This is a genomic window from Pseudacidovorax sp. 1753 (assembly GCF_040544975.1).
Classification (GTDB): domain Bacteria; phylum Pseudomonadota; class Gammaproteobacteria; order Burkholderiales; family Burkholderiaceae_C; genus Xenophilus.
The window spans coordinates 41846-63882 of sequence record NZ_JBEPKY010000031.1 but is presented as its reverse complement, the minus strand read 5'-3'; the positions used below and the strand labels follow the sequence as shown (position 1 = coordinate 63882).

General features: G+C 67.7%; 21 protein-coding genes. 17 read left to right on the top strand and 4 right to left on the bottom strand.

All coding sequences use genetic code 11. The features are described 5' to 3' along the window. Nucleotides 1-63 precede the first annotated feature (63 nt). A complete protein-coding gene (locus ABIC63_RS27805; RefSeq protein WP_502935923.1) occupies nucleotides 64-1347 on the top strand; it encodes a porin in 1284 nt (427 codons plus the stop codon). A gap of 1568 nt (nucleotides 1348-2915) precedes the next feature. On the opposite strand, the gene ABIC63_RS27800 is transcribed toward ABIC63_RS27805, so the two are convergent. After that, nucleotides 2916-3890: a site-specific integrase gene (locus ABIC63_RS27800; protein ID WP_354322140.1), complete on the bottom strand. Its 975-nt coding sequence runs from the start codon at nucleotides 3888-3890 to the stop codon at nucleotides 2916-2918. Nucleotides 3891-4073: 183 nt separating this feature from the next. Here ABIC63_RS27800 and ABIC63_RS27795 point away from each other — a divergent pair, with 183 nt between their 5' ends. The 3 genes from ABIC63_RS27795 to tnpC all read left to right on the top strand — a co-directional run bounded on the left by ABIC63_RS27795 (nucleotide 4074) and on the right by tnpC (nucleotide 6397). After that, complete coding sequence (locus ABIC63_RS27795) at nucleotides 4074-4457, top strand: transposase (RefSeq protein ID WP_354322139.1); 384 nt, start codon at nucleotides 4074-4076, stop codon at nucleotides 4455-4457. Further along, on the top strand, nucleotides 4454-4789 hold the full coding sequence (tnpB, locus tag ABIC63_RS27790) for an IS66 family insertion sequence element accessory protein TnpB (RefSeq protein ID WP_354322138.1): 336 nt from the start codon (nucleotides 4454-4456) through the stop codon (nucleotides 4787-4789). Before ABIC63_RS27795 ends, tnpB begins: the two co-directional genes overlap by 4 nt. A gap of 63 nt (nucleotides 4790-4852) precedes the next feature. Next, nucleotides 4853-6397, top strand: a complete 1545-nt coding sequence (gene tnpC / locus ABIC63_RS27785) for an IS66 family transposase (protein WP_354322137.1) — start codon at nucleotides 4853-4855, stop codon at nucleotides 6395-6397. Nucleotides 6398-6449: 52 nt separating this feature from the next. On the opposite strand, the gene ABIC63_RS27780 is transcribed toward tnpC, so the two are convergent. Next, complete coding sequence (locus ABIC63_RS27780; RefSeq protein ID WP_354322136.1) at nucleotides 6450-6902, bottom strand: hypothetical protein; 453 nt, start codon at nucleotides 6900-6902, stop codon at nucleotides 6450-6452. A 228-nt stretch (nucleotides 6903-7130) separates the two neighbouring features. On the opposite strand from ABIC63_RS27780, the gene ilvA reads away from it, so the two are divergent. Continuing rightward, nucleotides 7131-8687, top strand: coding sequence for a threonine ammonia-lyase, biosynthetic (ilvA, locus tag ABIC63_RS27775; RefSeq protein ID WP_354322141.1), 1557 nt, complete (start codon nucleotides 7131-7133; stop codon nucleotides 8685-8687). 17 nt (nucleotides 8688-8704) lie between these two features. On the opposite strand, the gene ABIC63_RS27770 is transcribed toward ilvA, so the two are convergent. Then, the gene (locus ABIC63_RS27770) at nucleotides 8705-9151 is read right to left on the bottom strand and encodes a type II secretion system protein N (protein WP_502935922.1); all 447 of its coding nucleotides are present in this window, start codon (nucleotides 9149-9151) and stop codon (nucleotides 8705-8707) included. 61 nt (nucleotides 9152-9212) lie between these two features. Between ABIC63_RS27770 and gspG the strand changes: the two genes are divergently transcribed. The 12 genes from gspG (at nucleotide 9213) to gspF (ending at nucleotide 20689) form a co-directional block, all read left to right on the top strand. After that, nucleotides 9213-9656: a type II secretion system major pseudopilin GspG gene (gspG, locus tag ABIC63_RS27765; protein WP_354322134.1), complete on the top strand. Its 444-nt coding sequence runs from the start codon at nucleotides 9213-9215 to the stop codon at nucleotides 9654-9656. Further along, nucleotides 9631-10113: a prepilin-type N-terminal cleavage/methylation domain-containing protein gene (locus ABIC63_RS27760; protein ID WP_354322133.1), complete on the top strand. Its 483-nt coding sequence runs from the start codon at nucleotides 9631-9633 to the stop codon at nucleotides 10111-10113. Before gspG ends, ABIC63_RS27760 begins: the two co-directional genes overlap by 26 nt. A 20-nt stretch (nucleotides 10114-10133) precedes the next feature. Then, nucleotides 10134-10544 (top strand): type II secretion system minor pseudopilin GspI, encoded by a 411-nt coding sequence (gspI, locus tag ABIC63_RS27755; protein ID WP_354322132.1) that lies wholly within the window; start codon nucleotides 10134-10136, stop codon nucleotides 10542-10544. Continuing rightward, nucleotides 10544-11224: a PulJ/GspJ family protein gene (locus tag ABIC63_RS27750; RefSeq protein WP_354322131.1), complete on the top strand. Its 681-nt coding sequence runs from the start codon at nucleotides 10544-10546 to the stop codon at nucleotides 11222-11224. Before gspI ends, ABIC63_RS27750 begins: the two co-directional genes overlap by 1 nt. Next, entirely contained in the window at nucleotides 11221-12318 is a 1098-nt protein-coding gene (gene gspK / locus ABIC63_RS27745) for a type II secretion system minor pseudopilin GspK (RefSeq protein ID WP_354322130.1), read from the top strand. The genes ABIC63_RS27750 and gspK overlap by 4 nt, the downstream gene beginning before the upstream one ends. A gap of 168 nt (nucleotides 12319-12486) precedes the next feature. After that, on the top strand, nucleotides 12487-13695 hold the full coding sequence (gene gspL / locus ABIC63_RS27740; protein WP_294370676.1) for a type II secretion system protein GspL: 1209 nt from the start codon (nucleotides 12487-12489) through the stop codon (nucleotides 13693-13695). Nucleotides 13696-13804: 109 nt separating this feature from the next. Then, on the top strand, nucleotides 13805-14362 hold the full coding sequence (locus tag ABIC63_RS27735) for a type II secretion system protein M (protein WP_354322129.1): 558 nt from the start codon (nucleotides 13805-13807) through the stop codon (nucleotides 14360-14362). Nucleotide 14363: 1 nt separating this feature from the next. Beyond that, nucleotides 14364-15170 carry a type II secretion system protein N gene (gene gspN, locus ABIC63_RS27730; protein WP_354322128.1) on the top strand — a complete coding sequence of 269 codons (807 nt, stop codon included), beginning with the start codon at nucleotides 14364-14366 and terminating at the stop codon, nucleotides 15168-15170. Nucleotides 15171-15172: 2 nt separating this feature from the next. Continuing rightward, on the top strand, nucleotides 15173-17509 hold the full coding sequence (gene gspD, locus ABIC63_RS27725; RefSeq protein WP_354322127.1) for a type II secretion system secretin GspD: 2337 nt from the start codon (nucleotides 15173-15175) through the stop codon (nucleotides 17507-17509). After that, nucleotides 17509-18936, top strand: a complete 1428-nt coding sequence (gene gspE, locus ABIC63_RS27720; protein ID WP_354322126.1) for a type II secretion system ATPase GspE — start codon at nucleotides 17509-17511, stop codon at nucleotides 18934-18936. The genes gspD and gspE overlap by 1 nt, the downstream gene beginning before the upstream one ends. Before the next feature lie 20 nt (nucleotides 18937-18956). Next, complete coding sequence (locus ABIC63_RS27715; RefSeq protein WP_354322124.1) at nucleotides 18957-19433, top strand: hypothetical protein; 477 nt, start codon at nucleotides 18957-18959, stop codon at nucleotides 19431-19433. Nucleotides 19434-19456: 23 nt separating this feature from the next. Then, nucleotides 19457-20689: a type II secretion system inner membrane protein GspF gene (gspF, locus tag ABIC63_RS27710; protein ID WP_354322123.1), complete on the top strand. Its 1233-nt coding sequence runs from the start codon at nucleotides 19457-19459 to the stop codon at nucleotides 20687-20689. 48 nt (nucleotides 20690-20737) lie between these two features. Here gspF and ABIC63_RS27705 read toward each other — a convergent pair whose 3' ends face one another. Beyond that, a complete protein-coding gene (locus tag ABIC63_RS27705; RefSeq protein ID WP_354322122.1) occupies nucleotides 20738-21859 on the bottom strand; it encodes a Fic family protein in 1122 nt (373 codons plus the stop codon). Between the last annotated feature and the right edge of the window lie 178 nt (nucleotides 21860-22037).

Here is a 22037-nt window from a genome sequence, read left to right as displayed (position 1 = left end):
TGCTCGTCTGTGAATCTGCTTTTGCGCATCGCGCGTCCTCTCGGTTGCGCGGATTCTTCTCTATTGCCGTGGTACGGGCGACGGGTTGCAGGTCACAGCGGCCACCCTAGAAGATCGTGGGCAACCCTAGCTGCTCTGGCTGCCCTGGCTGTCGCCGGTGTGGCCTCGGCCCAATCGTCGGTGACCCTGTTCGGTATCGTGGATGCCTCGATCAGCAGTGTTTCCAACAAAAGCAGTCTTGCTGCCGCTACTAGCGCTGTGGCAGCCTCATCGCTACCCGGTTCAACGACAGTCAGTAAGACTGGACTTAACAACTCGGCCAACAGTTCCAGCCGTTTGGGCGTCCGCGGCGTGGAAGACCTGGGTGGCGGTCTGGCTGCCAGCTTCTGGCTGGAAGGCGCCATCAGCAACGACGAAGGCACTGGCGCTGCCACCGGCGGCGGCTTCAACTTCCAGCGTCGTTCCACCGTGAGCCTGTCGGGCCCCTTCGGTGAAGCGCGTCTGGGCCGTGACTACAAGCCGACGTTCTGGAACCTGACCATGTTCGATCCGTTCGGCACGAACGGCGCGGGCTCGGCTCTGCTGCAGCGCGCCATCAGCGGCAGCACCGCGCTGCCGGCCATCGAGTCGTCGAACGTGCGCGCCAGCAACAGCGTGGGCTACTTCCTGCCCCCGAACCTGGGCGGCTTCTATGGTCAAGCCATGTACGGCTTCAGTGAGCAGACCAAGTACGACAGCTTCCTGCAAGGCAGCCTGAACAACGCCGACCGTACCGGCCGCTACTGGGGTGGCCGCTTCGGCTACGCCAACGGCCCTCTGGACGTGGCTGTCGCTTACGGCGAACAGGTCAACGACTCCAGCTACACCCTGGGCACCAACAATGTGTCCAAAAACTTCAACATTGGTGGTAGCTATGACTTTGGCGCGGCCAAGCTCTTCGCTCAATATGCCAATGTTAAGGGCGTCGTGGACTATTCCGGCAGTAATGAGCCTGCGCTCAACCCAGACAAGAAGCTCACCGGATACCTGCTCGGCGTAACTGTGCCGGTTGGGGCTGGTCAAGTTAGGGCAAGCTACGGCAACGTGAAATATCGCGTGGAGTTCGAGGCTATTGCGCCCCGCAAGGCAGATCAGCTGGCACTGGGCTACGTACACAACCTGAGCAAGCGCACCGCTCTGTACGCCACTGTGGCTTATATCAAGAACAAGAACGGCGCCGACTACAGCACGGGCTCTGGCAATATCGCAGCAACTTATCAGCCGTCCGTGCTCAACGGAGATGGCGCCGGCGTGTATTTGCCAAAGTCGTCTGTAGGCTACGACTTCGGCATCCGTCATAGCTTCTAACTTAGCGGAGCAACCAAAACAACAGCCCCGGTAGTGGGGCTGTTTCTTTTTGTATTAATTTTTAAACAAACTCATGACCTTCTTTTTTTATAAAAGTAAGGAGGCTTGGACTTTATCTTTTTTCCTCCTTGTTATCTTCGCGTGTGGCATATTTGCTGCCTTGCCAACATCATCGGATCCGAGCGTCCTCTCACGCCAGAATCCAACATCAAGTCCAGATGAAATTCTTTCGAACTTGCTGGAAAAAGTGCGCAAGTCACCGGAATCAATCTGCAGCCTTGCGAAGCTAAGAAGCAGAAGATCTAGTATGCCAGGTAGTACCCGGGCAGGTACTCTACCGAACCCCTTTATTACTAGAACACCGTGGGGTTGGACCGAGTTGATGGAAGATGCTCACGAAGACAAGTGCGCACTTTACCTCCACTTCGATCAAAAAAGCTGTAGTACACCAATTTCATACCGATGGCCATCTGCCCGAGTTCAGAGGGACAATTCTCTACGTTCGAGCTATCGAATCACATCAGCCTGGAGCGGTCAAGACTTGGCCAACGGATTTGCATTTTTCTCTGATTCGCAGGCGTGGGTGACTTTGGGCTGGGTGCTTGCGGATGAGCGATCTTGTGAGGGCCAAGTGGAGTTGGCAATTCGATTTTGATTTTTCAGTGACGTTGAAAAAGTATTTACGTCTAATTTTTCAGGCGACGCTGACGCTAGGCGTCCTCGCCGTCATCGGATTGCTTGCGTACGAAATAAATCGCGAAAATATGCCGCGATTCGGTGTACCCGCATTTGACTCTACCGCAGGGCGGCAACTCGCCCATGAAAAGCGCTCAGAGTTGGAAGCACTTTTATTTGCTGATATAGCTCAATGGGGAAAAATAATTGAGACAAACTCCAAGAGTCACACAGCAGCATCGAAGATATTGGCGCACCATTGGGTCGATATGACAAAAGAGGGACTAGAACTTGCACATGTGACCCTTCAGGTTCTGCAGCCAGACGGAGGCTATATTTATCCGCTAGCCACCCCACTAAGGCAACTGGAAAAAATGTCGTTGGATGGGGATCCGGGGTCCATGTGCCTTTGGATCGCCCTAGTTTCGCGCTCTCGAAAACAGGGCGAACACAAAGTTTACCTTCCTCGCGCTCTTCGATGGCTTGAGAAAGGCGCTCAACTGGGACACCCTGAATGCTTGTTACAACTAGGGAGACGTCAGATATTGGGAATCGACGGCGTACCGATGAATCAAGCTAAAGGCATTCAAAACGAGTTACTAGCGCGCAGGGCGGGATATTCTCATGACTTAGATGCAGTGATTCATTATTTCCAATCGAAGTGGGCGCCCGACTCCGCAAGTCTCACCAGAATTTATTGCTGGATATCCGTAGATACTCCTTCACGCCAAGCTGGACGTGATGCGGCTTTTCTAGCAAATCTCCGCTCCAATGCGAGACGCTTGCCAGACAAGAGTCTTTCTGCCCTTGCGGACAGATTAGCAGCACATAAATTCAAGATGGATGAATGCATTGAACTCAGTTCAAACATCTCCCAGCTGACAACCTACATTTCAACTGCCACGCCGACTTTGCAGCATCCCCACATTCATTTCCCCACTCAGGATCGACGCATAGAAGCGCTCGATCATGTTGACGCTGGTCCGCGCGTTGCGGGCCAACGTGAGCATGTCAATCCCCTGACCGTAGAGCAGACGCAGGGTGATCGCCGTGTGGCGAAGGCAATACAGCGTTCGCTTCTGCCCAAGCGGGCCGGTCTCGAGGCCGGCCTCCTGGAGCACCCATTTGAAGAAGAAGTTGAGCACCGCGAGCGCGTGCTCTCGATTCTTCAATTCAGGGAAGAAAAGGTAGTCGTCGGGCGCCACCTCGCCTCTCGCGCGACGGTAGCTGCGGAGCACCTCATAGACCTGAACGGCAGGCCGAAGACTCACCATCGGCTGGCTGTGCCGCTTGGTCTCGGGCAACCGCATGCGCAGGTACACATGCTTGCCACGCACGACGTCGATGTGGCGATGCCTCACGCTCTTGATGTCACTGGGGCGCACGAAGGTGTTCACCATCCACCGGATCAGCCACGGCAACTCCCGGGGCATGTAGAGCAACTCGCGCGCAATCCAGAAGCGCTCGCCGGGCTGCAGCGTCTCGAGGACGGGATGGGGTTGACCTACCAACCGCCTCGCGGTGGCAACCAGGCGCCGGTACTCCGCCACGCTGAAGCTGCCACGCGGCTGGCTGCGGATCTTGACCTTGGGCAGCCGCGGCATCTCATCGAGCACGCCAGTCAGCACGCCATGCATCAAGGTCTTGCGCAGCAGGACCATGTACTGCGCGATCGTCGTGCTGGTGAAGTCCTGCTCCCCCAGGCGATCGATCAACTCCTGCGCGGCCACCCCATCCACGTCGCGCGCCAGCCGGTCACCCAGCAAGGGCAGCAGGTGGGCATCCATGCGGTTGCTCATGATCTGCCAGTTCCCCCACGCAATCTCCTTGCGCTGCACGCGAGCACGCTCCGCCTGCAGCAAGCCCATCGCGAGGTCTCTGACAAAAACGTCTGACGACTCTTTCTTAATTGTTAAGAGCTTGGGGGGCACGGGGTCCCCGGGATGTACTCGCCCCGAAAAAGCGGAATCGTTGTAAGCAGCCAGGGAACACATGTTGATCTGACGGCACCCCGGTAGTGAACATCTGTCCGCTTAGTAGGAGGCGGACACGTGAACACTTATGGGGTCGATCTGATGGGCCGACGCCGTCGGCGGCGGCACACGGCAGAGTTCAAGGCGGCGGTCATCGAGGAATGCCTCAAGCCAGGCGTCTCCATCGCGGCGGTGGCACTGGCGCACAGCCTGAACGCCAACATGCTGCGCAAGTGGGTCATCGACGCCGAGCACAAGGTCATAGCGCCGCGAAGTGCGACCGCTGAGCCCGAGCCCCCGTCGATGCCGTCGCCGACCTTCATCCCGTTGGCGCTGCCAGCACCGACGGTGGACGGCGAGATTCGCATCGAGCTGCAGCGGGCCGGCACGGTCATCAAGCTCGTCTGGCCGGCCGCTGCAGCCCGGGACTGCGCTGCCTGGCTGAGGGACTGGCTCCGATGATCCGTGTGGAAGCGGTCTGGCTTTGCACACAGCCGATGGACATGCGCGCCGGCACCGACACGACGCTGGCGCGGGTGGTGCAGGTCTTCGGCTCGGCCCGACCGCACCACGCCTACGTATTCGCCAACAAGCGCTCCACTCGGCTGAAGGTGCTGGTGCACGATGGCATCGGCATCTGGCTCGCCGCGCGTCGGCTGCACCAAGGACGCTTCACCTGGCCAGGCGGCGGCTGCGGCGCGCCGCAGTCGCTGACCCGCGAGCAGCTTGATGCCCTGGTGCTGGGCCTGCCGTGGCAGCGCATCGGCGAAACTGGCGTGATTGGCCTGACCTGAGGCCAAGGCAATTGGTGCGTGCGCCGATGGTCAGCGCGCCGGGTGCTGCGCACACTGGCCTCAATGCTTGTCGCCCCGCCCATCTCCGCCGAAGAACTCGCCGCACTGCAGGCAGCGGGCCTCGGCGAGGTCGGCGCCAAGCTGCTTCGCCGCATCGAACATGACCGGCAGGAGATCGACCGCCGCGACGTGAAGCTGGAGAAGCTCTCGTTCGAGATCGCCCAGCTGCGGCGCCTAAAGTTCGGCAGGAAGAGCGAGCAACTCGACGTCGAGCAACGTGCTTTGTTCGACGAGGCCCTCGACGCTGACATTGCGGCGGCCGAAGCGCAGCTCCAGGAACTGCTGGGCAAGAAGAAGCCGCCAACATCGCCTGGCGAGCGACCCAAGCGCACCGCCTTGCCGCCGAACCTGCCCCGCATCGACCGCCACCACGAACCCGAGAACACCACCTGCGCCTGCGGCTGTGCACTCAAGCGCATCGGCGAGGACGTGAGCGAGAAGCTGGACTACACGCCGGGCGTGTTCACCGTCGAGCGCCACATCCGCGGCAAGTGGGCCTGCGCCAAGTGCCGTACGCTGACCCAGGCGCCGGTCCCGGCCGAGATCATCGACAAGGGCCTCCCCACCTCCGGACTGCTTGCGCAGGTGCTCGTCGCCAAGTACGCCGACCACCTGCCGCTCTACCGCCAGAAAGCCATCTTCGGCCGCGCCGGCGTTGCACTGCCGCGCTCGACCCTGGGCGCCTGGATCGGCGTGTGCGGCCTGCGCCTGCAACCGCTGGTCGATGCGTTGAAGGCCCACGTTCTGGCCTGTCGCGTCGTGCATGCGGACGAGACGCCGGTGGCCATGCTGTCTCCCGGCAGCGGCAAAACGCATCGCGCCTACCTGTGGGCCTATGCCGCGGGTGCGTTCGAGCCCTTGCGCGCCGTCGTCTACGACTTCACCGAATCCCGGGCTGGTGAACACGCTCGGGCCTTCCTTGGCGACTGGCGCGGCAGTCTCGTGTGCGACGACTACACCGGCTACAAGGCCAGCTTCGCGATGGGTGTGACGGAGGCCGGCTGCATGGCCCATGCGCGGCGCAAGTTCGTCGAGCTGCAGGAGGCCAACAAGAGCACCATCGTGGCGGCGGCCATCGACCTCATCGGCCAGCTGTACGGGATCGAGCGCGAGGTGAAGCTGCTCAGCGCGCAGCAGCGGCTGGACGAGCGACGAACACGAGCGGGGCCCATCGCCAAGGCGTTGCACGATTGGCTCAACGCGCAGCGCGGCAAGATCACGGACGGCACCGCCACTGCCAAGGCCATCGACTACAGCCTCAACCGTTGGGCGGCGCTCACGCGCTACCTGAATGACCCAGCGCTGCCGATCGACAACAACCATGACGAACAGCAAATCCGTCCCTGGGCAACAGGACGCAAGAACTGGTTGTTCGCTGGAACGTTGCTGGCCGGTAAGCGCGCTGCGGCCATCACGAGCTTGGTCCAGTCAGCCAAGCTGAACGGGCATGATCCGTATGCCTATCTGCGAGATGTCTTTGAGCGGCTTCCTACGCAACGGGCCAGCGATATCGACGAGCTGCTGCCGCATCGGTGGGGCCAGAACTGAGGACCTAGTTCGGCCAGGACCAGAATCCGCTCTTGCACGCCGATTACCAGCATCAGGCTGGAAGCGGACGGGGCGGTTTGGCCGTATCGAGCTTCTCTTCTGCCAGGGCGCGAACATCATCGGCAATCTCCGACAGGAGATACCACTCCGGCGCCGCCCCGCCGTACCACGAGAACTCGCAGGATGTTGCTCCCGAGTGGATCGTCAGGCGGTAGGCGGTCTCATGGAGGCCAAGCGCGCTGTGCGCCGCGAGTACCACACTGACCGCGCGCACTTTGGTCAAGAGTTCTTGTGCGCGCACAGTTTCGACGGAGCATGTCGTCGTCCCCTCCCATTCCTTGGCAGGGTCCTGCTCCATCCAATCCATAGCTTGATACCGGCGCGCTGAGACGCTGGGCTCCTTTGATCCGGACGCATGCGGAATCGTCAGTCGTGCCAACACCCCATGCTCATCCGGCCGCTCCCATGGCGGCGTGACTCGTAGTTCGATGATTGTGGATGCCATGGTGGCAATTCTGACGCGCAGCGTGGCTGCTGACGCAACTGGCGCGTCCACGGTCTACAGGTTCATTTGGGGGGCGAGGTCAACATGACTTGGCTGGGCGCTTACGAATCGTTGGCCGCTTACACTGCTGTTAAGCGGAAGATGACATTCGTGTCCATACCGCTTCCTGGGTGCAAAACGAGTGCCGCGTATCATCAAACGCTGTTCTCATTGGTCTTCCCCTTCGCCATGCCAACCAGCCAGGGACCGGCGCTGACGCCCGCCGACTATCTCAAAAAAATTCTGACCGCTCGCGTGTATGACGTGGCCATCGAATCGGCGCTGGAACCTGCGCGCGCATTGAGTGAAAGAGTTGGCAATACGGTGTTGCTCAAGCGTGAAGACCAGCAGCCTGTCTTCAGCTTCAAGCTGCGTGGCGCTTACAACAAGATGGCCCATCTGTCGGCCGAGCAACTGGCGCGCGGCGTCATCTGCGCCTCCGCAGGCAACCATGCGCAAGGGGTCGCCTTGGGTGCGCGCAAGCTGGACACCCGGGCGGTCATCGTCATGCCGGTCACGACGCCCCAGCTCAAGATCGACGCGGTGCGCGGGCTGGGCGGCGAGGTCCACCTGCACGGCGACAGCTATTCCGATGCCTATCAATACGCGTTGACGCTGCAGGAACGAGAAGGCCTGACCTTCGTGCATCCTTTCGACGACCCGGAGGTCATCGCCGGGCAGGGCACGATCGCGATGGAGATCCTTCGCCAGCACCAGGGCCGCCTGGACGCCGTCTTCGTCGCCATCGGCGGCGGCGGGTTGATTTCAGGCGTCGCCAATTACATCAAGGCAGTCAGGCCGGACATCCGCGTGGTCGGCGTCCAGATGAACGACTCTGACGCCATGATGCAATCCGTGGCCGCCAAGCATCGCGTCACGCTGCCGGATGTCGGCCTGTTCTCCGACGGCACGGCCGTCAAGCTGGTGGGCGAAGAAACCTTCCGCATCGCCAGTGACCTCGTCGACGAGTTCATCACGGTGGACACCGACGCCGTCTGCGCCGGCATCAAGGACGTCTTCATCGACACGCGCAGCATCGTCGAGCCCGCGGGCGCACTGGCCGTCGCAGCGATCAAGCAGTACGTGCAAACGCACGGAAAGCGGGGCGAGACCTATGCCGCCATCCTGTGTGGCGCCAACATGAACTTCGATCGGCTGCGCTTCGTGGCCGAACGCGCCGAGGTGGGCGAGGAGCGCGAAGCCCTGTTTGCCATCTCCATCCCCGAGGAGCGTGGCAGCTTCCGGCGCTTTTGCGAACTGGTGGGCCAGTTGCCAGGCGGCCCGCGCAACGTGACGGAGTTCAACTACCGCATCAGCGACGCGCAGCAGGCCCATGTGTTCGTCGGCCTGACGACGCAGCAGCGCGGCGAATCCGCCAGCATTGCGCATCTGTTCCGAAGCCACGGGTTCGGCGCACTCGACCTGACCCACGACGAGCTGGCCAAGGAGCACGTGCGCTACATGGTAGGAGGGCGCAGCGGTCTGGCGAGCGACGAGCGGCTGCTGCGGTTCATCTTTCCGGAGCGGCCCGGTGCCTTGCTGAAGTTCCTGAGCCTGATGAAGCCGAACTGGAACATCAGCCTGTTCCACTACCGCAACCAGGGCGCGGACTATGGCCGCATCCTCGTCGGCCTGCAGGTGCCCGCGGCGGAAGACGGCGTGTTCCAGGCCTTCCTGGACGAACTGGGCTATCCCTTCATCGAAGAGACCGCCAACCCCGCCTACCGCCTCTTCCTCCAGGCCTGAACAACCGCAGGCTCAGATCAAGGCGTGGTCGCCCGCGGCGGTCCGTTCACGGCCAGGGGACGCGACGGCACCATCAAACGAAAGCCGGTGCCACCGGTCGCCGGTCCGATGTGCACCCCCGCGGTATCGATGGACTGCAGCACCAGCTGACCGTCGAAGGCCGCACCAGTGCGATAGGAACGCGGCGGCTTGCCATCGATCGCGATGAGCGCGGCGCCACCGCCTTCGCGGTCGGCCGCCACGCCCAGCAGCCTGAATCGGCTGGCCACGTCCGGAGCGACCGGCGCGCTGGCCGCCACCTTCAATGCACCGAAGGCGCGAGCCACCTCCGCGGTCTCCACGCTCAGCACCGGCCCAGCCACCGGCGGCGGCAGCATGGACCCGGCCGGCGAGGCGAGTCGTAGCCCCCAATAGACCGCGCTCGCAGCGGCGCCCGCCCAGAGCGCGGCAGTGATCAAGGCCACGGGCCATCGGGAAGGTACGGGCAACGCACTCGTCATATGCGGGCATTATCATGCGCCGCCCATGACAGCTTCCTACAAACGCAACCGGCAGAGCCATCTCCAGCGCGGCTTCACGCTCATCGAACTGATGGTCGTGCTGGTGATCATCGGCGTGCTCGCCGCCCTGATCGTGCCCAATGTGATCGGCCGCGCGGAAGACGCGCGGGTGACCGCGGCCCGCACGGACGTCAACAACCTGATGAACGCGCTCAAGATGTACCGTCTGGACAACCAGCGCTACCCGACGAGCGAACAAGGCCTGCAGGCCCTGGTCACGCGGCCAACCACCGGCCCCGCCGCGCCCAACTGGAAGCCCTACGTCGACAAGCTGCCCAACGATCCCTGGGGCCGCCCTTACCAGTACGTGAATCCGGGCATCAAGGGCGAGGTGGATGTGCTTTCGCTCGGCGCCGACGGCCAGCCCGGGGGCGAGGGCAACGATGCCGACATCGGCAGTTGGCAGTAGCCACCTGCGCCGCCCTGCCGCCGGCTTCACGCTGATCGAGCTGCTGGTGGTGGTCGCGATCATCGCCTTCGCGACCGCTGGCGTCGGCTTCGCATTGCGCGACACGGCGCGCGCCAGCCTGGACCGCGAGGCCGAGCGCCTCGTCGCCCTGCTCGAAGCCGGCCGTGCCCAGGCCCGCGCCAGCGGGGCATCGGTGCGCTGGCGTGTCACGCAGCAAGGCTTCGTCTTCGATGGTGTGCCGCCCGGCGCCCTTCCCCAGGATTGGCAGATGGCGGGCGTGAGCGCCCAGCCCCTCGATGCGGCCGGCCGCCCCGTGGCGTCGCTGCTGCTGGGACCGGAGCCCATCATCGGCGCGCAGCAGGTGCTGATCCGCGGCGAAGGCCCGCCTGTGCAGGTACTGCGATTGGCCACCGACGGACTTCGCCCCTTCTCCGTGGTCGATCCGGTGTCGCCATGAAGGCAGGCAGGACCGCCCCGATGCGCTCTTGCCGTTCCGGTGGAGCGGACGCTGCGGCCAGGAGGCCGGCCCTGCCCCGTCACCAGGGCTTCACGCTGGTCGAGGTGCTGGTTGCCCTGGCGATCGTCGCCATCGCCCTGGCGGCCGGGGCGCAGGCCACTAACGCGCTCACCCGCAATGCACAGCGCCAGTCCGACATGGTGCTGGCCCAGCTGTGCGCCGAGAACCAGCTGGTCCAGCTGCGCCTGTCGCCGCAGATGCCGCCGGTGGGCGAGAGCAGCCAGGGCTGCGAGCAGGCCGGCGTGCAGCTGGATGTGGAGGTGTCCACCACCCCCACCCTCAACCCCAACTTCAACCGCATCGACGTGCAGGTGCGCGATGCGCAGCGCTGGCCGCTGCTGCGTCTGTCCACCGTGATCGGTCGCTACTGATGACGAGGCACCGCAGGGCCCCCGGGGCCGCCGTCCGCCTGCGCGGCTTCACGCTGGTCGAACTGCTGGTCGCGCTGGCGGCGATGGCGCTGCTGGCGCTGATCAGCTGGCGAGGGCTGGACAGCATGGCCCGCGCCCAGTCGCAGCACGGCGCGCGGGACGAAGCCGTGCTGGTGCTGCAGACGGCGCTCGCCCAATGGGGCGCCGACCTGGACGGCGCCACGAATTTCGGCAACACGCCCGCGCTGGACTGGAACGGCCGCGTGCTGCGCATCACCCGACAGGCCGTAGACGCCCAGGGCAGCCCCGCCGCGCGGGTGATCGCCTGGACGGTGGGCGCCACCGCCGACGGCAGCAGCAGCTGGCTGCGCTGGCAGTCACCGCCGCTGGCCAGCCGTGCCGACTGGACCCAGGCCTGGGGCACGGCCGCGGCGTGGGCCGAGTCCGCCCTGCCCGGTGCCGACGCGGCCGCCACGCGCGTCCTGCCCGCGACCAGCTGGAACGTGGGCTACTTCCGCAATGGCGCCTGGAGCGTGGCGGTCCAGGCACAGGCGCTGGGCACGGCCACGCTGCCCGACGGCGTCCGGCTGCAACTGCAGTTGCCACCCGGGCCCGGACTGTCGGGACTGATCACGCGCGACTGGCTGCGCCCCACCTGGGCCGGCGCCAAGACCTCATGACCGTCCCACCCGTCCCCCTTCGGCGGCAGCGAGGCGCCGCCCTGCTCACGGCGCTGATCACCGTCACCCTGGTGGCGACGCTGGCGGCGGCGGCGTTGTGGCGCCAGTGGCGTGCCACCGAGGTGGAAGCCGCCGAACGCTCCCGCCTCCAGGCCTCGCTGGTGCTCGCCGGCGCGCTGGACTGGTCGCGGCTCATCCTGGCCGAGGACGGGCGCACCGGCGGCGCCGACCACCTCGCCGAGCCCTGGGCCGTGCCGCTGGCCGAGGCCAAGCTCACCAGCTTCCTGGCCGCCGACAAGAACGTGGCCAGCGACGCGCTGGAAGGCCTGCCCGATGCCTTCCTGTCGGGCTCGATCACCGACGCGCAGTCGCGGCTCAACCTGCGCAACCTTGTCGATGCCAGCGGCCGTCCGGTGCTGCGCGCCGTGGCCGCCACGCGCAAGCTCTTCGATCTGCTCGACCTGCCGCCCGGCCAGGTGGACACGCTGGTGCAGCAGATGCGCCGCGCCCTGCTGGCCGGTGGCGGCGTGACACAGACCCAATCCACCACGACCGGCACGGACGGCACGGCCACCGCCGGTTCTGCCACAGCGTCCACCCCCAGCGAGGCGCAGGCGTCGACGTCCTCGACCGATGACGCCGGCGCATCCGAGGGCGCACCGCTCATGCCCCAGCGGGTGGAGCAACTCGGGTGGCTGGGCCTGCCGGCCGACACCGTGGCGGCCATTGCGCCCTACGTGACGCTGTTGCCGGCGAGCACGCCGGTCAACCTCAACACGGCGAGCGCCGAGGTGATCTTCGCCGCCGTCGATCAGATCGACATGGCGGGCGCCCGCAAGCTGGTCGAAGTGCGCCGACGCAAGTTCTTCTCCGACCTGGCCGAGGCATCGCAGCAGCTGAGTTCGGCCACGGACGTGCAGCTCACGCCCGGTCAGGTCGGCATCTCGACCAGCTATTTCGAAGTACGCGGCCGGCTGCGCATGGACCGCTACTGGGTCGAGGAGGCCTCGCTGCTGCACCGCACGGGCACCACGGTCAGCATCATCTGGCGCCAGCGCAATGCCGGGGTTCAACCGACTGGCGGATCGGGCTGAACATCGGAAAATCTTTCCGTCTCTTGCGCCCTGCCCCACCGCCGAGCCTCCCGAAACGCCGTCATGGATCTGTCTTGCGCCCCCTCCACAATGCCGCCTCCGCTGTTCAGCGGAGGCCGGGTGCACGACCCCGCTGCCTAGAATGAAAAACTTTCCGCGACACGCGCCATGGCCCTGATCCTTGTCCAGCCGCCGCCTCCGTCCGCGCCTGGCCTCGGCTCCGTGGCCTGGGCGCATTGGTCTTCCGACGGCCGCCAGCTGGTGGGCCAGGGCGAATCGCCCGTCTCCCTGCTGCCGGGCCAGCACGAACTGGTGCTGATCGTGCCGGCCTCCGCCCTGTCGTGGCACGCCGTCGCCCTGCCACCGGGCAGCCTGCAGAACGCGGCGCGGCTGCGCAGCGTGCTGTCGGGCCTTCTGGAAGACCGGCTGCTCGACGATCCGGAACAGTTGCACTTTGCCCTCGCCCCCGGCGCGCAGGCGGGTGCGCCTGCGTGGGTGGCCACCTGCCGCCGCGACTGGCTGCAGACCACGCTCCAGGCCATCGAGGCCACGGGGCGGCGCGTCAGCCGGCTGGTCCCTGAATTCGCGCCCCAGGCCGAAGGCCAGCGCCCCACCGTCTTCGTCACCGGCGATGCCGAGGCGCCATGGCTGACCCTCTGCGACGCGCAGGGCGTGCTGCGGCTGCCCCTGTCGGCCAGCACCGCGGCACTCGCGGTGGCCCAGTCGGAAGCCGGCGAAGCCATGGCCGAGCCGGCGGTCGCCGCCGTGGCCGAGCAGTTGCTCGGCCGCGCCCTGCCCCTGCTGCCGACCGCCGAACGCTGGCTGCAGGCCAGCCAGTCGGGCTGGGACCTGGCCCAGTTCGAGTTCGCCACCACCGGCAGCGCCCGCGCCCGCAAGCAGGCCGGCGCGCTGATGGCGGCGGTGTGGCGCGCGCCCCGCTGGCGGGCCGCACGCTGGGGCGCGGCCCTGCTCGTCGTGCTGCAACTGGTCGGCCTCAATGCCTGGGCCTTCAAGGAGCGCCGCGCCCTGGAGGCCAAGCGCCAGCAGGTGCGCCAGGTGCTCACGCAGACCTTTCCGCATGTGTCGGTCGTGCTCGATGCGCCGCTGCAGATGTCGCGCGAGGTGGCGGCACTGCAGGCGGCCACCGGCGGACTCACGGCGGCCGATCTCGAGCCGATGCTCGCCGCCCTGGCCGGCAGCCTGCCGGCCGGCCGCGTGCCCTCGGCCATCGACTACAGCGGCAGCCAGTTGCGCCTGCGCGGTGTGACGCTGTCGCCGGCAGAGATGGAATCCGTGCAGGCCGGCCTGCGCAGCCGCGGCTACAACGCGCGGGGTGAGGGCGACCTGCTGCTGGTGCAGGCGGAGGCCGCACGATGAGCGCCCCGACTCCCGTGCGTGCGTGCGGCATGCGCACCGCCCACCTTTGCCCCATGGCTCGGACGGCACCGGCCGCCGCCCCGGCAACCCCGACCGAGAAGGCTCTTCCGTGAACCGCCGCCCCGCCTCCAAGGCCCGCCTGCAGACCTGGTGGGCCACGCTGGCCCCGCGCGAGCGGCGCCTGGCCGCCATCGCCGCCGCGCTCGTGGGCGTGGCGCTCCTGTGGTGGGTGGCGCTGGCACCCGCCCTGCGCACCCTGTCGGCGGCACCGGCCGCCCATGCCGCGCTGGACGCCCAGCTGCAGCAGATGGCGTCCTTGCAGGCCCAGGCCCGGGCCCTGCAGGGCCAGCCCCGGCCGAGCCGGGAAGACGCCCTGCGCGGTCTCGAGACCGCCGCACGCCAGGGTCTCGGGCCGGAAGCGCAGGTACGCGCCGCAGGGGGCGATGCCGTGGCCGTCGGCCTGCGCAGCGTGCCGGCGGCCCAGTTGGCGGAGTGGCTGTCCCAGGCCCGCGCCAACGCCCGCGCCGTGCCGCGCGAGGCGCACCTCACCCGCGCGCAGGCCTCAGCCCCGAGCGGCCCCGGTGCCGCCAATGCGACGGCCGCGCCGGGCGTGGTGCAGCCGTCCTGGCAGGGCACGCTGGTCATGGGCCTGCCCGCCTCCCGCTGACATGGCTCTGCGCACTGCCGCCGCCGTCCGACGGGAGCCACGCGCGCCCTGGCGCTGGGCCGTGGCCGGCGCCCTGTTCGGTGCGCTGGTGGCTGCCGTGCAGTGGGCGCCGGCCCGCTGGCTGGCGCAGGGCCTGGAATCGGCCACTGGCGGCCAGTTGCAGCTGCGCGATGCGCGCGGCACCGTCTGGCAAGGCAGTGCCGCCGTCGTGCTGGCCAGCAGCGCGGGCGGCGTCGACCGGATCGCGCTGCCGGGCCGCATGCAATGGCAGCTGCGCCCCGCCTGGCTGGGCGTGCGCGGCCAGCTCGAACTCGGCTGCTGCACGCAGGGCCCGCTGGGCTTTGCGGCCGGCTCTGCTGGCAGCGCCGGCTTCCGCCTGGCCTGGGACGACGGCCGCAGCCGTTGGCCTGCGGCCATGCTGGCCGGCCTGGGCGCCCCCTGGAACACCCTGCGGCTCGACGGCGCACTCGACCTGCGCACCGAGGCCCTCGCGCTGCGCTGGTCGCAGGGCCGCCTGGCCCTGGACGGCCGCGCCGTGCTCGATGCGACCGACCTCAGCTCCAGCCTCAGCACGCTGCGCCCCATGGGCAGCTACCGCCTGGTGCTGGACGGCGGCCCCTCGCCCAGCCTGCTGCTGACCACCACCCAGGGCGCGCTGCGCCTGTCGGGCAGCGGCCGCTGGAGCGGCAACACCATGCGTTTCGGGGGCGAGGCCAGCGCCGCGCCCGGCAGCGAGGACGCCCTCGCCAATCTCCTGAACATCATGGGGCGGCGCGAAGGCGCACGCTCCATCATCAATCTCGGTTGACCATGAAGCCTTCCCTCACCCTGGGCGCCCGCGCCGCCCGTGCCCTGCTTGCCGTGCTCGCGCTGCAGGCGATCGCTCCCGCCGCGATGGCCCAGGATGCCGCCAGCCCGGCCGCGCGCCGCGGCGAGCCCATCACGCTCAACTTCGCCAACGCCGACATCGAGGCCGTGGCCCGCACCATGGGCGTGATCACCGGCCGCGACGTGGTGGTCGATCCGCGCGTCAAGGGCACGATCACGCTGCAGACCGACCGGCCGCTGCCGCCCGCAGCGGCCTTCGACCAGTTTGCCGCCGCGCTGCGGCTGCAGGGCTTCTCGATCGTGCAGTCGGACGGCCTGTTCAAGGTGCTGCCCGAGGCCGATGCCAAGCTGCAGAGCGGCACGGTCACCACCTCGGTGGGCGGCGCCGGCGGCGTGAGCGGCAGTCAGATGATCACGCAGGTGTTCCGGCTCAACCACGAGTCGGCCAACAACCTGCTGCCGGTACTGCGGCCGCTGATTCCGCCCAACAACACGATCAACGCCAACCCGGGCAACAACTCGCTGGTCATCACCGACTACGCGGACAACATGCGCCGGCTGGCCCGCATCATCGCGGCGCTGGACGTGCCCAGCGCCTCGGACATCGAGGTGATCCCGCTGCGCTACTCCATCGCCTCGGACATGGTGCCGCTGGTGCAGCGCCTGATCGACGGCGGCGGGGGCGGCGGTGGAATCGCCGGCGTCGCGGCGGGCGGGGCGCCCACGGGTGGCGGTGAAGCGGGCTTCCGCACCGCGCTGCTGGCCGACCCGCGCAGCAATGCGCTGATCGTGCGGGCCGCCACGCCGGCACGGCTGCAGCTGATCCGCTCGCTGGTCGACAAGCTCGACCGCCCGGCCGCGGACACGGGCAACGGCGCGGCCGGCAACATCTACGTCGTCTACCTCAAGAACGCCGACGCGGTGCGCCTGGCGGCCACGCTGCGTGCCGCCATGGCGGCCGGTCAGGCCAACAGCAACGGTGCGGCCGGCGCTGGCGCGGCCCAAGGCGGCGCCAGCGCCGCCTCGGCCGTCCCGCAGGCCATGCCCAACACGCTGCAGGCCGGCCTGTCGAGCCTGACCAGCAGCGCCGCCAGCACGCCGGTCAACAACGCCAACCAGCCCTCCACCGGCGGGCAGATCCAGGCCGACCCGTCCACCAACTCGCTCATCATCACGGCGCCGGAGCCGCAGTACCGCCAGCTGCGTGCGGTAATCGAAAAGCTGGACAGCCGCCGCGCCCAGGTGCTGATCGAGACGCTGATCGTCGAGGTCAATGCCGACAAGGCGGCCGAATTCGGCGTGCAGTGGCAAAGCGCCCTGGGCAACAGCGGCAGCAGCAACGTCGGCGTGATCGGCACCAACTCCAGCCTGGCTGGCGCCAACATCATCAACCTCGCCGTCGGCCTGGCCACCAAGAGCGCCACCACGCTGCCCTCGACGGGCTTCAATTTCGGCATCGGCCACAAGTACGGCGACAACTACGTGCTGGGCTTCCTGGCGCGCTTCCTGGCCTCCAACGGCGAGGGCAACGTGCTGTCCACGCCCAACCTGCTGACGCTGGACAACGAGGAAGCAAGAATCGTCGTCGGCCAGAACGTGCCCTTCGTCACCGGCCAGTACACCAACACCGGCAGCGCCACCACGCAGGTCAACCCCTTCCAGACCATCGAGCGCAAGGACGTGGGCCTGACGTTGCGGGTGCGGCCGCAGATCAGCGAGACCGGCACCGTCAAGATGACCATCTTCCAGGAGGTCTCGGCGGTGGTGGCCTCGTCGGTCAACAACGTCAATGGCCCGACCACCAGCAAGCGCGCGATCGAGTCCAGCGTGCTGGTCGACCAGGGCGGCATCGTGCTGCTGGGCGGCCTGCTGTCGGACGAGTATTCCGCCTCGCAGGAAAAGGTGCCGGGCCTGGGCGACGTGCCCATCATGGGCAACCTGTTCAAGAGCGAGACACGCCGCCGCAACAAGACCAACCTGATGGTCTTCCTGCGCCCGACCATCGTGCGCGACCAGCTCTCCAGCGACGCCATCACGGCCGACCGCTACGACACGCTGCGCGCCCTGCAGCAGGCCAGCCAGCCGCCCACCGACAACCCGATGCTCAACAACGTGCGCGATTCCTTCGTGCTGCCGCCGCTGCCGGCCATTCAGGGCGTGGGCGACGACAGCCGCCGCATCGACGGCACGCGCCTGATCCCGCCGCCCATGCCGCCGGCGGTACCGGGGCCGCTGTCGCCCGACTCGCTGAGCCGCGCGCCGCTCAAGGGCGCCCTGCCGCCCACCGACGACCCGGCCTCGCGCCGCGAGATGCCCTGATGCCGGCCCTGCGCCATCCCCTGCCCTACGGCTTCGCGCGCAGCCAGCAACTGCTGCTGGAAGAGGACGACGCCGGCCGGCTGACGCTGTGGATGCCGGTGGGCGCCCCCGCCAGTGCGGTGGGCGAGGTGTTGCGGAAGTACCCGGCCGCGCTGGTCGACCTGCTGCCGGCCGACCAGCTGGCACAGCGCATCAGCGCCGCCTATGCACAGGGCGAATCCAATGCCGCCGCCATCGTTAGCGAGGTCGAGACCGACGCCGACCTCTCGCGCATGATGCAGGAGCTGCCCGCGGTGGAGGACCTGCTGGAGTCCGCCGGCGACGCGCCCATCATCCGCATGCTCAACGCGCTGCTCACGCAGGCCGCGCGCGACGGCGCCAGCGACATCCACATCGAGCCCTACGAGCGCACCTCGGCCGTGCGCTTTCGCATCGACGGCACCTTGCGCGAGGTGGTGCAACCCAACCGCGCCCTGCACGCGGCGCTGATCTCGCGCCTGAAGATCATGGCCGACCTCGACATTGCCGAGAAGCGGCTGCCGCAGGACGGCCGCATCTCGCTGCGCATCGGCACGCGGGCGGTGGACGTGCGCGTCTCCACCCTGCCCTCGGCCCATGGCGAGCGGGCGGTGCTGCGCCTTCTGGACAAGAGCGAGAGCAAGCTCAGCCTCGAATCGGTGGGCATGCTGGGCGACACGCTGAAGCGCTTCGAAGGCCTGATCCAGCAGCCGCATGGCATCATCCTGGTGACCGGCCCGACCGGCTCGGGCAAGACCACCACGCTGTATGCGGCGCTGTCGCGGCTCGATGCCGGCAGCAGCAACATCATGACGGTGGAAGACCCGATCGAGTACGAGCTGCCCGGCGTCGGCCAGACGCAGGTCAACGCCCGCATCGAGCTCACCTTCGCCAAGGCCCTGCGCGCCATCCTGCGTCAGGACCCGGACGTGATCATGATCGGCGAGATCCGCGACTTCGAGACCGCGCAGATCGCCATCCAGGCCTCGCTCACCGGCCACCTGGTGCTGGCCACGCTGCATACCAACGACGCCGTGAGCGCCGTCACCCGCCTCACCGACATGGGCGTCGAGCCCTTCCTGCTGTCCAGCTCGCTGCTGGGCGTGCTGGCCCAGCGGCTGGTGCGCCGGCTGTGCACGCACTGCGCCGCGCCCGGCCCCGATGGCCAGATGCAGCCGGTGGGCTGCGAGGCCTGCGGCCACACCGGCTACCAGGGCCGCACCGGCATCTTCGAGCTGCTGGTGGCCGACGATGCCGTGCGTGCGCTGGTGCACAACCGCGCGCCCGAGAGCGAGCTGCTGGCGGCCGGTGCGCAGGGCGGCCTGCGCTCCATGCGCGCCGATGGCGAGCGGCTGGTGGCGGCCGGCATCACCTCGCGTGCCGAGCTGCTGCGCGTGACGCGGGACTGAGCGCCAGCATCCTGCCGCCCATGCCCGCCTGCCACGCCATGCCCACCCGCCGCGCGGCCTCTCCCGCCTGCCGCGCCGCCCTGCTCGGCATGGGCGCGCTGCTGTCGCCGGGCCTGGCCAGCGCGCAGGGCTACACCGACTTCCATGGCGACTGGCGCGGCAGCGTGATGGTCTTCGAGCTGGGCGCCGACGGCTTCCAGGTCGGCCGGCGGCTGACCTCCGACCTGTGGCTGCGCATCGGCAGCGACGGCCAGGTGTCGGGCCAGATGCCGCGGGCGAGCTGCACCGTCCAAGGGCAGGCCATGCCCTTCCGCAGCAATGCCCACGCCCAGCTGGCCCTGCAGGTCGACACCTGCAGCGACCCGCGCGTCAACGGCCGCTACGAAGGCCGGCTGCTGACCAGTGAGGCGCACGGCCATGCCTCGCTGCGGCTGCGCAGTGCCGCGGCGGCCGTGAAGTCCGACGGCAACGAGATCTCCGGCATCCTGCAGCGCTGACTGCCTTCTTCCCGAACCACCGCATGCCCGCCTACGCCTTCGAAGCCATCGACGCCGACGGACGCCCCCGCAAGGGCGTGCTGGAGGCCGACACCGCCCGCGCCGCGCGCAGCATGCTGCGCGCGCAGGCGCTCATCCCGCTGTCCGTCGAGGGTGTGGCCGGCGGAACGGATGCGGGCGGCGCCGCCACGCCGCTCTGGCGCCGACGCATCGGTGGGCGCGTGTTCAATTCCACCGCGCTGGGCGTCTGGACGCGCCAGCTCGCCGGCCTGGTGGCCTCGGGCCTGCCGCTGGAGCGCGCCCTCACCGCGCTGACCGACGAGGCCGAGAGCGAGCCGCAGCGCCAGCTGGTGGCCTCGCTGCGCTCCGAGGTCAATGGCGGCAGCAGCTTTGCGCGCGCACTGGCGCAACATCCGCGCGAGTTCTCGTCCATCTACACCGCCGTCATCGGCGCCGGCGAGCACAGCGGCCAGCTCGGCCTCGTGCTGGAGCGCCTGGCCGACGACCTCGAAGAGCAGCAGGCGCTGCGCCAGAAGCTGATCGGCGCCACGCTCTACCCGGCCATCGTCACCGTGATCGCGGTGGTGATCGTGATCTTCCTGGTGAGCTACGTGGTGCCGCAGGTGGCCAGCGTGTTCGTCGGCACCAAGCGGGCGTTGCCGCTGCTGACGCAGGCCATGCTGGGCCTGTCGGCCTTCGTGCGCGGCTGGGGCTGGCTGATGCTGGGCGTACTCGCGGTAGCCGTCGTCGGCGCCAAGGCGGCGCTGGCGCGCGATGCGCTGCGCGAGCGCTTCGATGCCTTCTGGCTGCGCCTGCCGCTGGTGGGCAAGCTCGCGCGGGGCTACAACGCCGCGCGCTTCGCCGGCACGCTGGCCATGCTCGCGGCAGCGGGCGTGCCCATCCTGCGGGCGCTTCAGGCTGCGGCCGAGACGCTCAACAACCGCGCCATGCGCGCCGACGCGCTGGATGCGCTGACGCTGGTGCGCGAGGGCGCGCCGCTGGCCTCGGCCCTGGCGCAGAAGAAGCGCTTTCCGGGCATCGTGCCCATGTTCGCCCGCCTCGGCGAGCAGACCGGCGAGCTGCCGGTGATGCTGCAGCGTGCCGCCAAGCAGCTGTCGGCCGAGGTGCAGCGCCGCGCCATGCACCTGGCCACCATCCTGGAGCCGCTGCTGATCGTGGGCATGGGCGGCGTGGTGATGCTGATCGTGCTGGCGGTGCTGCTGCCGATCATCCAGCTCAACCAGTTCGTGAAGTAGGGTCGCGGGGCGCGCGTGGGCCTGGCGGGTTCGCGCGTGCTTTGTCAGTCAGGGCATCACCAATTTGTAGGCGCTGCTACGCCCACCGCCGGGCGCCTTGCGCAACACGCCCAGTTCGAGCAGCGCCGTGATGTCGCGCAGGGCCGTGTCGGCCGAGCATTTGGCGATGGCCGCCCATTTGCTGCTGGTGAGCTTGCCCTCGAAGCCGTCGAGCAGGCGATTGATCAGCTTGGCCTGCCGTTCGTTGAAGGCGGTGCCCGCCCAGTGTTGCCAGAAGCGTGCCTTGGCCAGCACGGCGCTCAACGCGGTCTGCGCGCTCTCCAGCGCACGCCCAAGCGCGGCCAGGAACCAAGCCAGCCAGGCCGTCACGTCCAGAGAGCCCTTCTGCGTGCGCTCCAAGATGTCGTAATAGGCATTGCGCTCCCGCTGGATCTGCGCCGACAGGCTGTAGAAGCGCTGCCCGGCGCCATCGGCGCGCGCCAGGAAGAGGTCGCCCACGGCGCGGGCGATGCGGCCGTTGCCATCGTCGAAAGGATGGACGGTGACGAACCACAGATGCGCCAGGCCGGCCTTGACCAGCGCCGGCACGGGGCTGCCCTCGGCCTCCGCCCAGGCCAGGAAGCGCGCCATTTCCGCCGCCAGTCGATTGGCCGGCGGTGCCTCGAAGTGCACATTGCGCCGGTGCACCGGGCCCGAGACCACCTGCATCGGCCCGGTGGCATCGTCGCGCCAGCGGCCGACGGCGATGCGGGACAGGCCCGAGTAGCCGGTCGGGAACAGCGCCGCATGCCAGCCGAACAGGCGCTCGGCCGTGAGCGGCTCGGCGCTGCGGCCGGTGGCGTCGAGCACCATTTCCACCACGCCGTCCACGTGCCGATCGGCCGGCGCGAGAGCGCCGATGTCCAGCCCCAGCCGGCGGGCGATGGAGGAGCGCACGGAGGCCGGGTTCAGCAGTTCGCCCTCGATCTCGCTGGTCTTGAGCACGTCGTCTGTGAGCGCGGCCAGGCTGGCGCGGTCCCGCAGTTCCAGGCCCACGTCGGCCAGCCGGCCAAGCAGGAGGCCCTGGGCGCGGCTGACGTCTTCCAGTGGTTGGGCCAGCGCAGCAAGGTCGTAGCGCCAGGCCGGCCAATCGGGCGACTGCCAGATGTAGAGATATTCACCGCTTTCCATGCGGCGATTAAACGGGGGACGCGGCGAATGCGCAAGTCATTCGCCGCACTTTTTGCGGCGAATGACCAACGTATCCGCCGCAGTTCTGGAGGACTGCCCTGGCCCGCACCGGAAAAGGCCCTGCGCGCCGTTCCGCCCTAGGACAGGCTCAGGGCAACGGGATGAGGGTGCAGGGCGT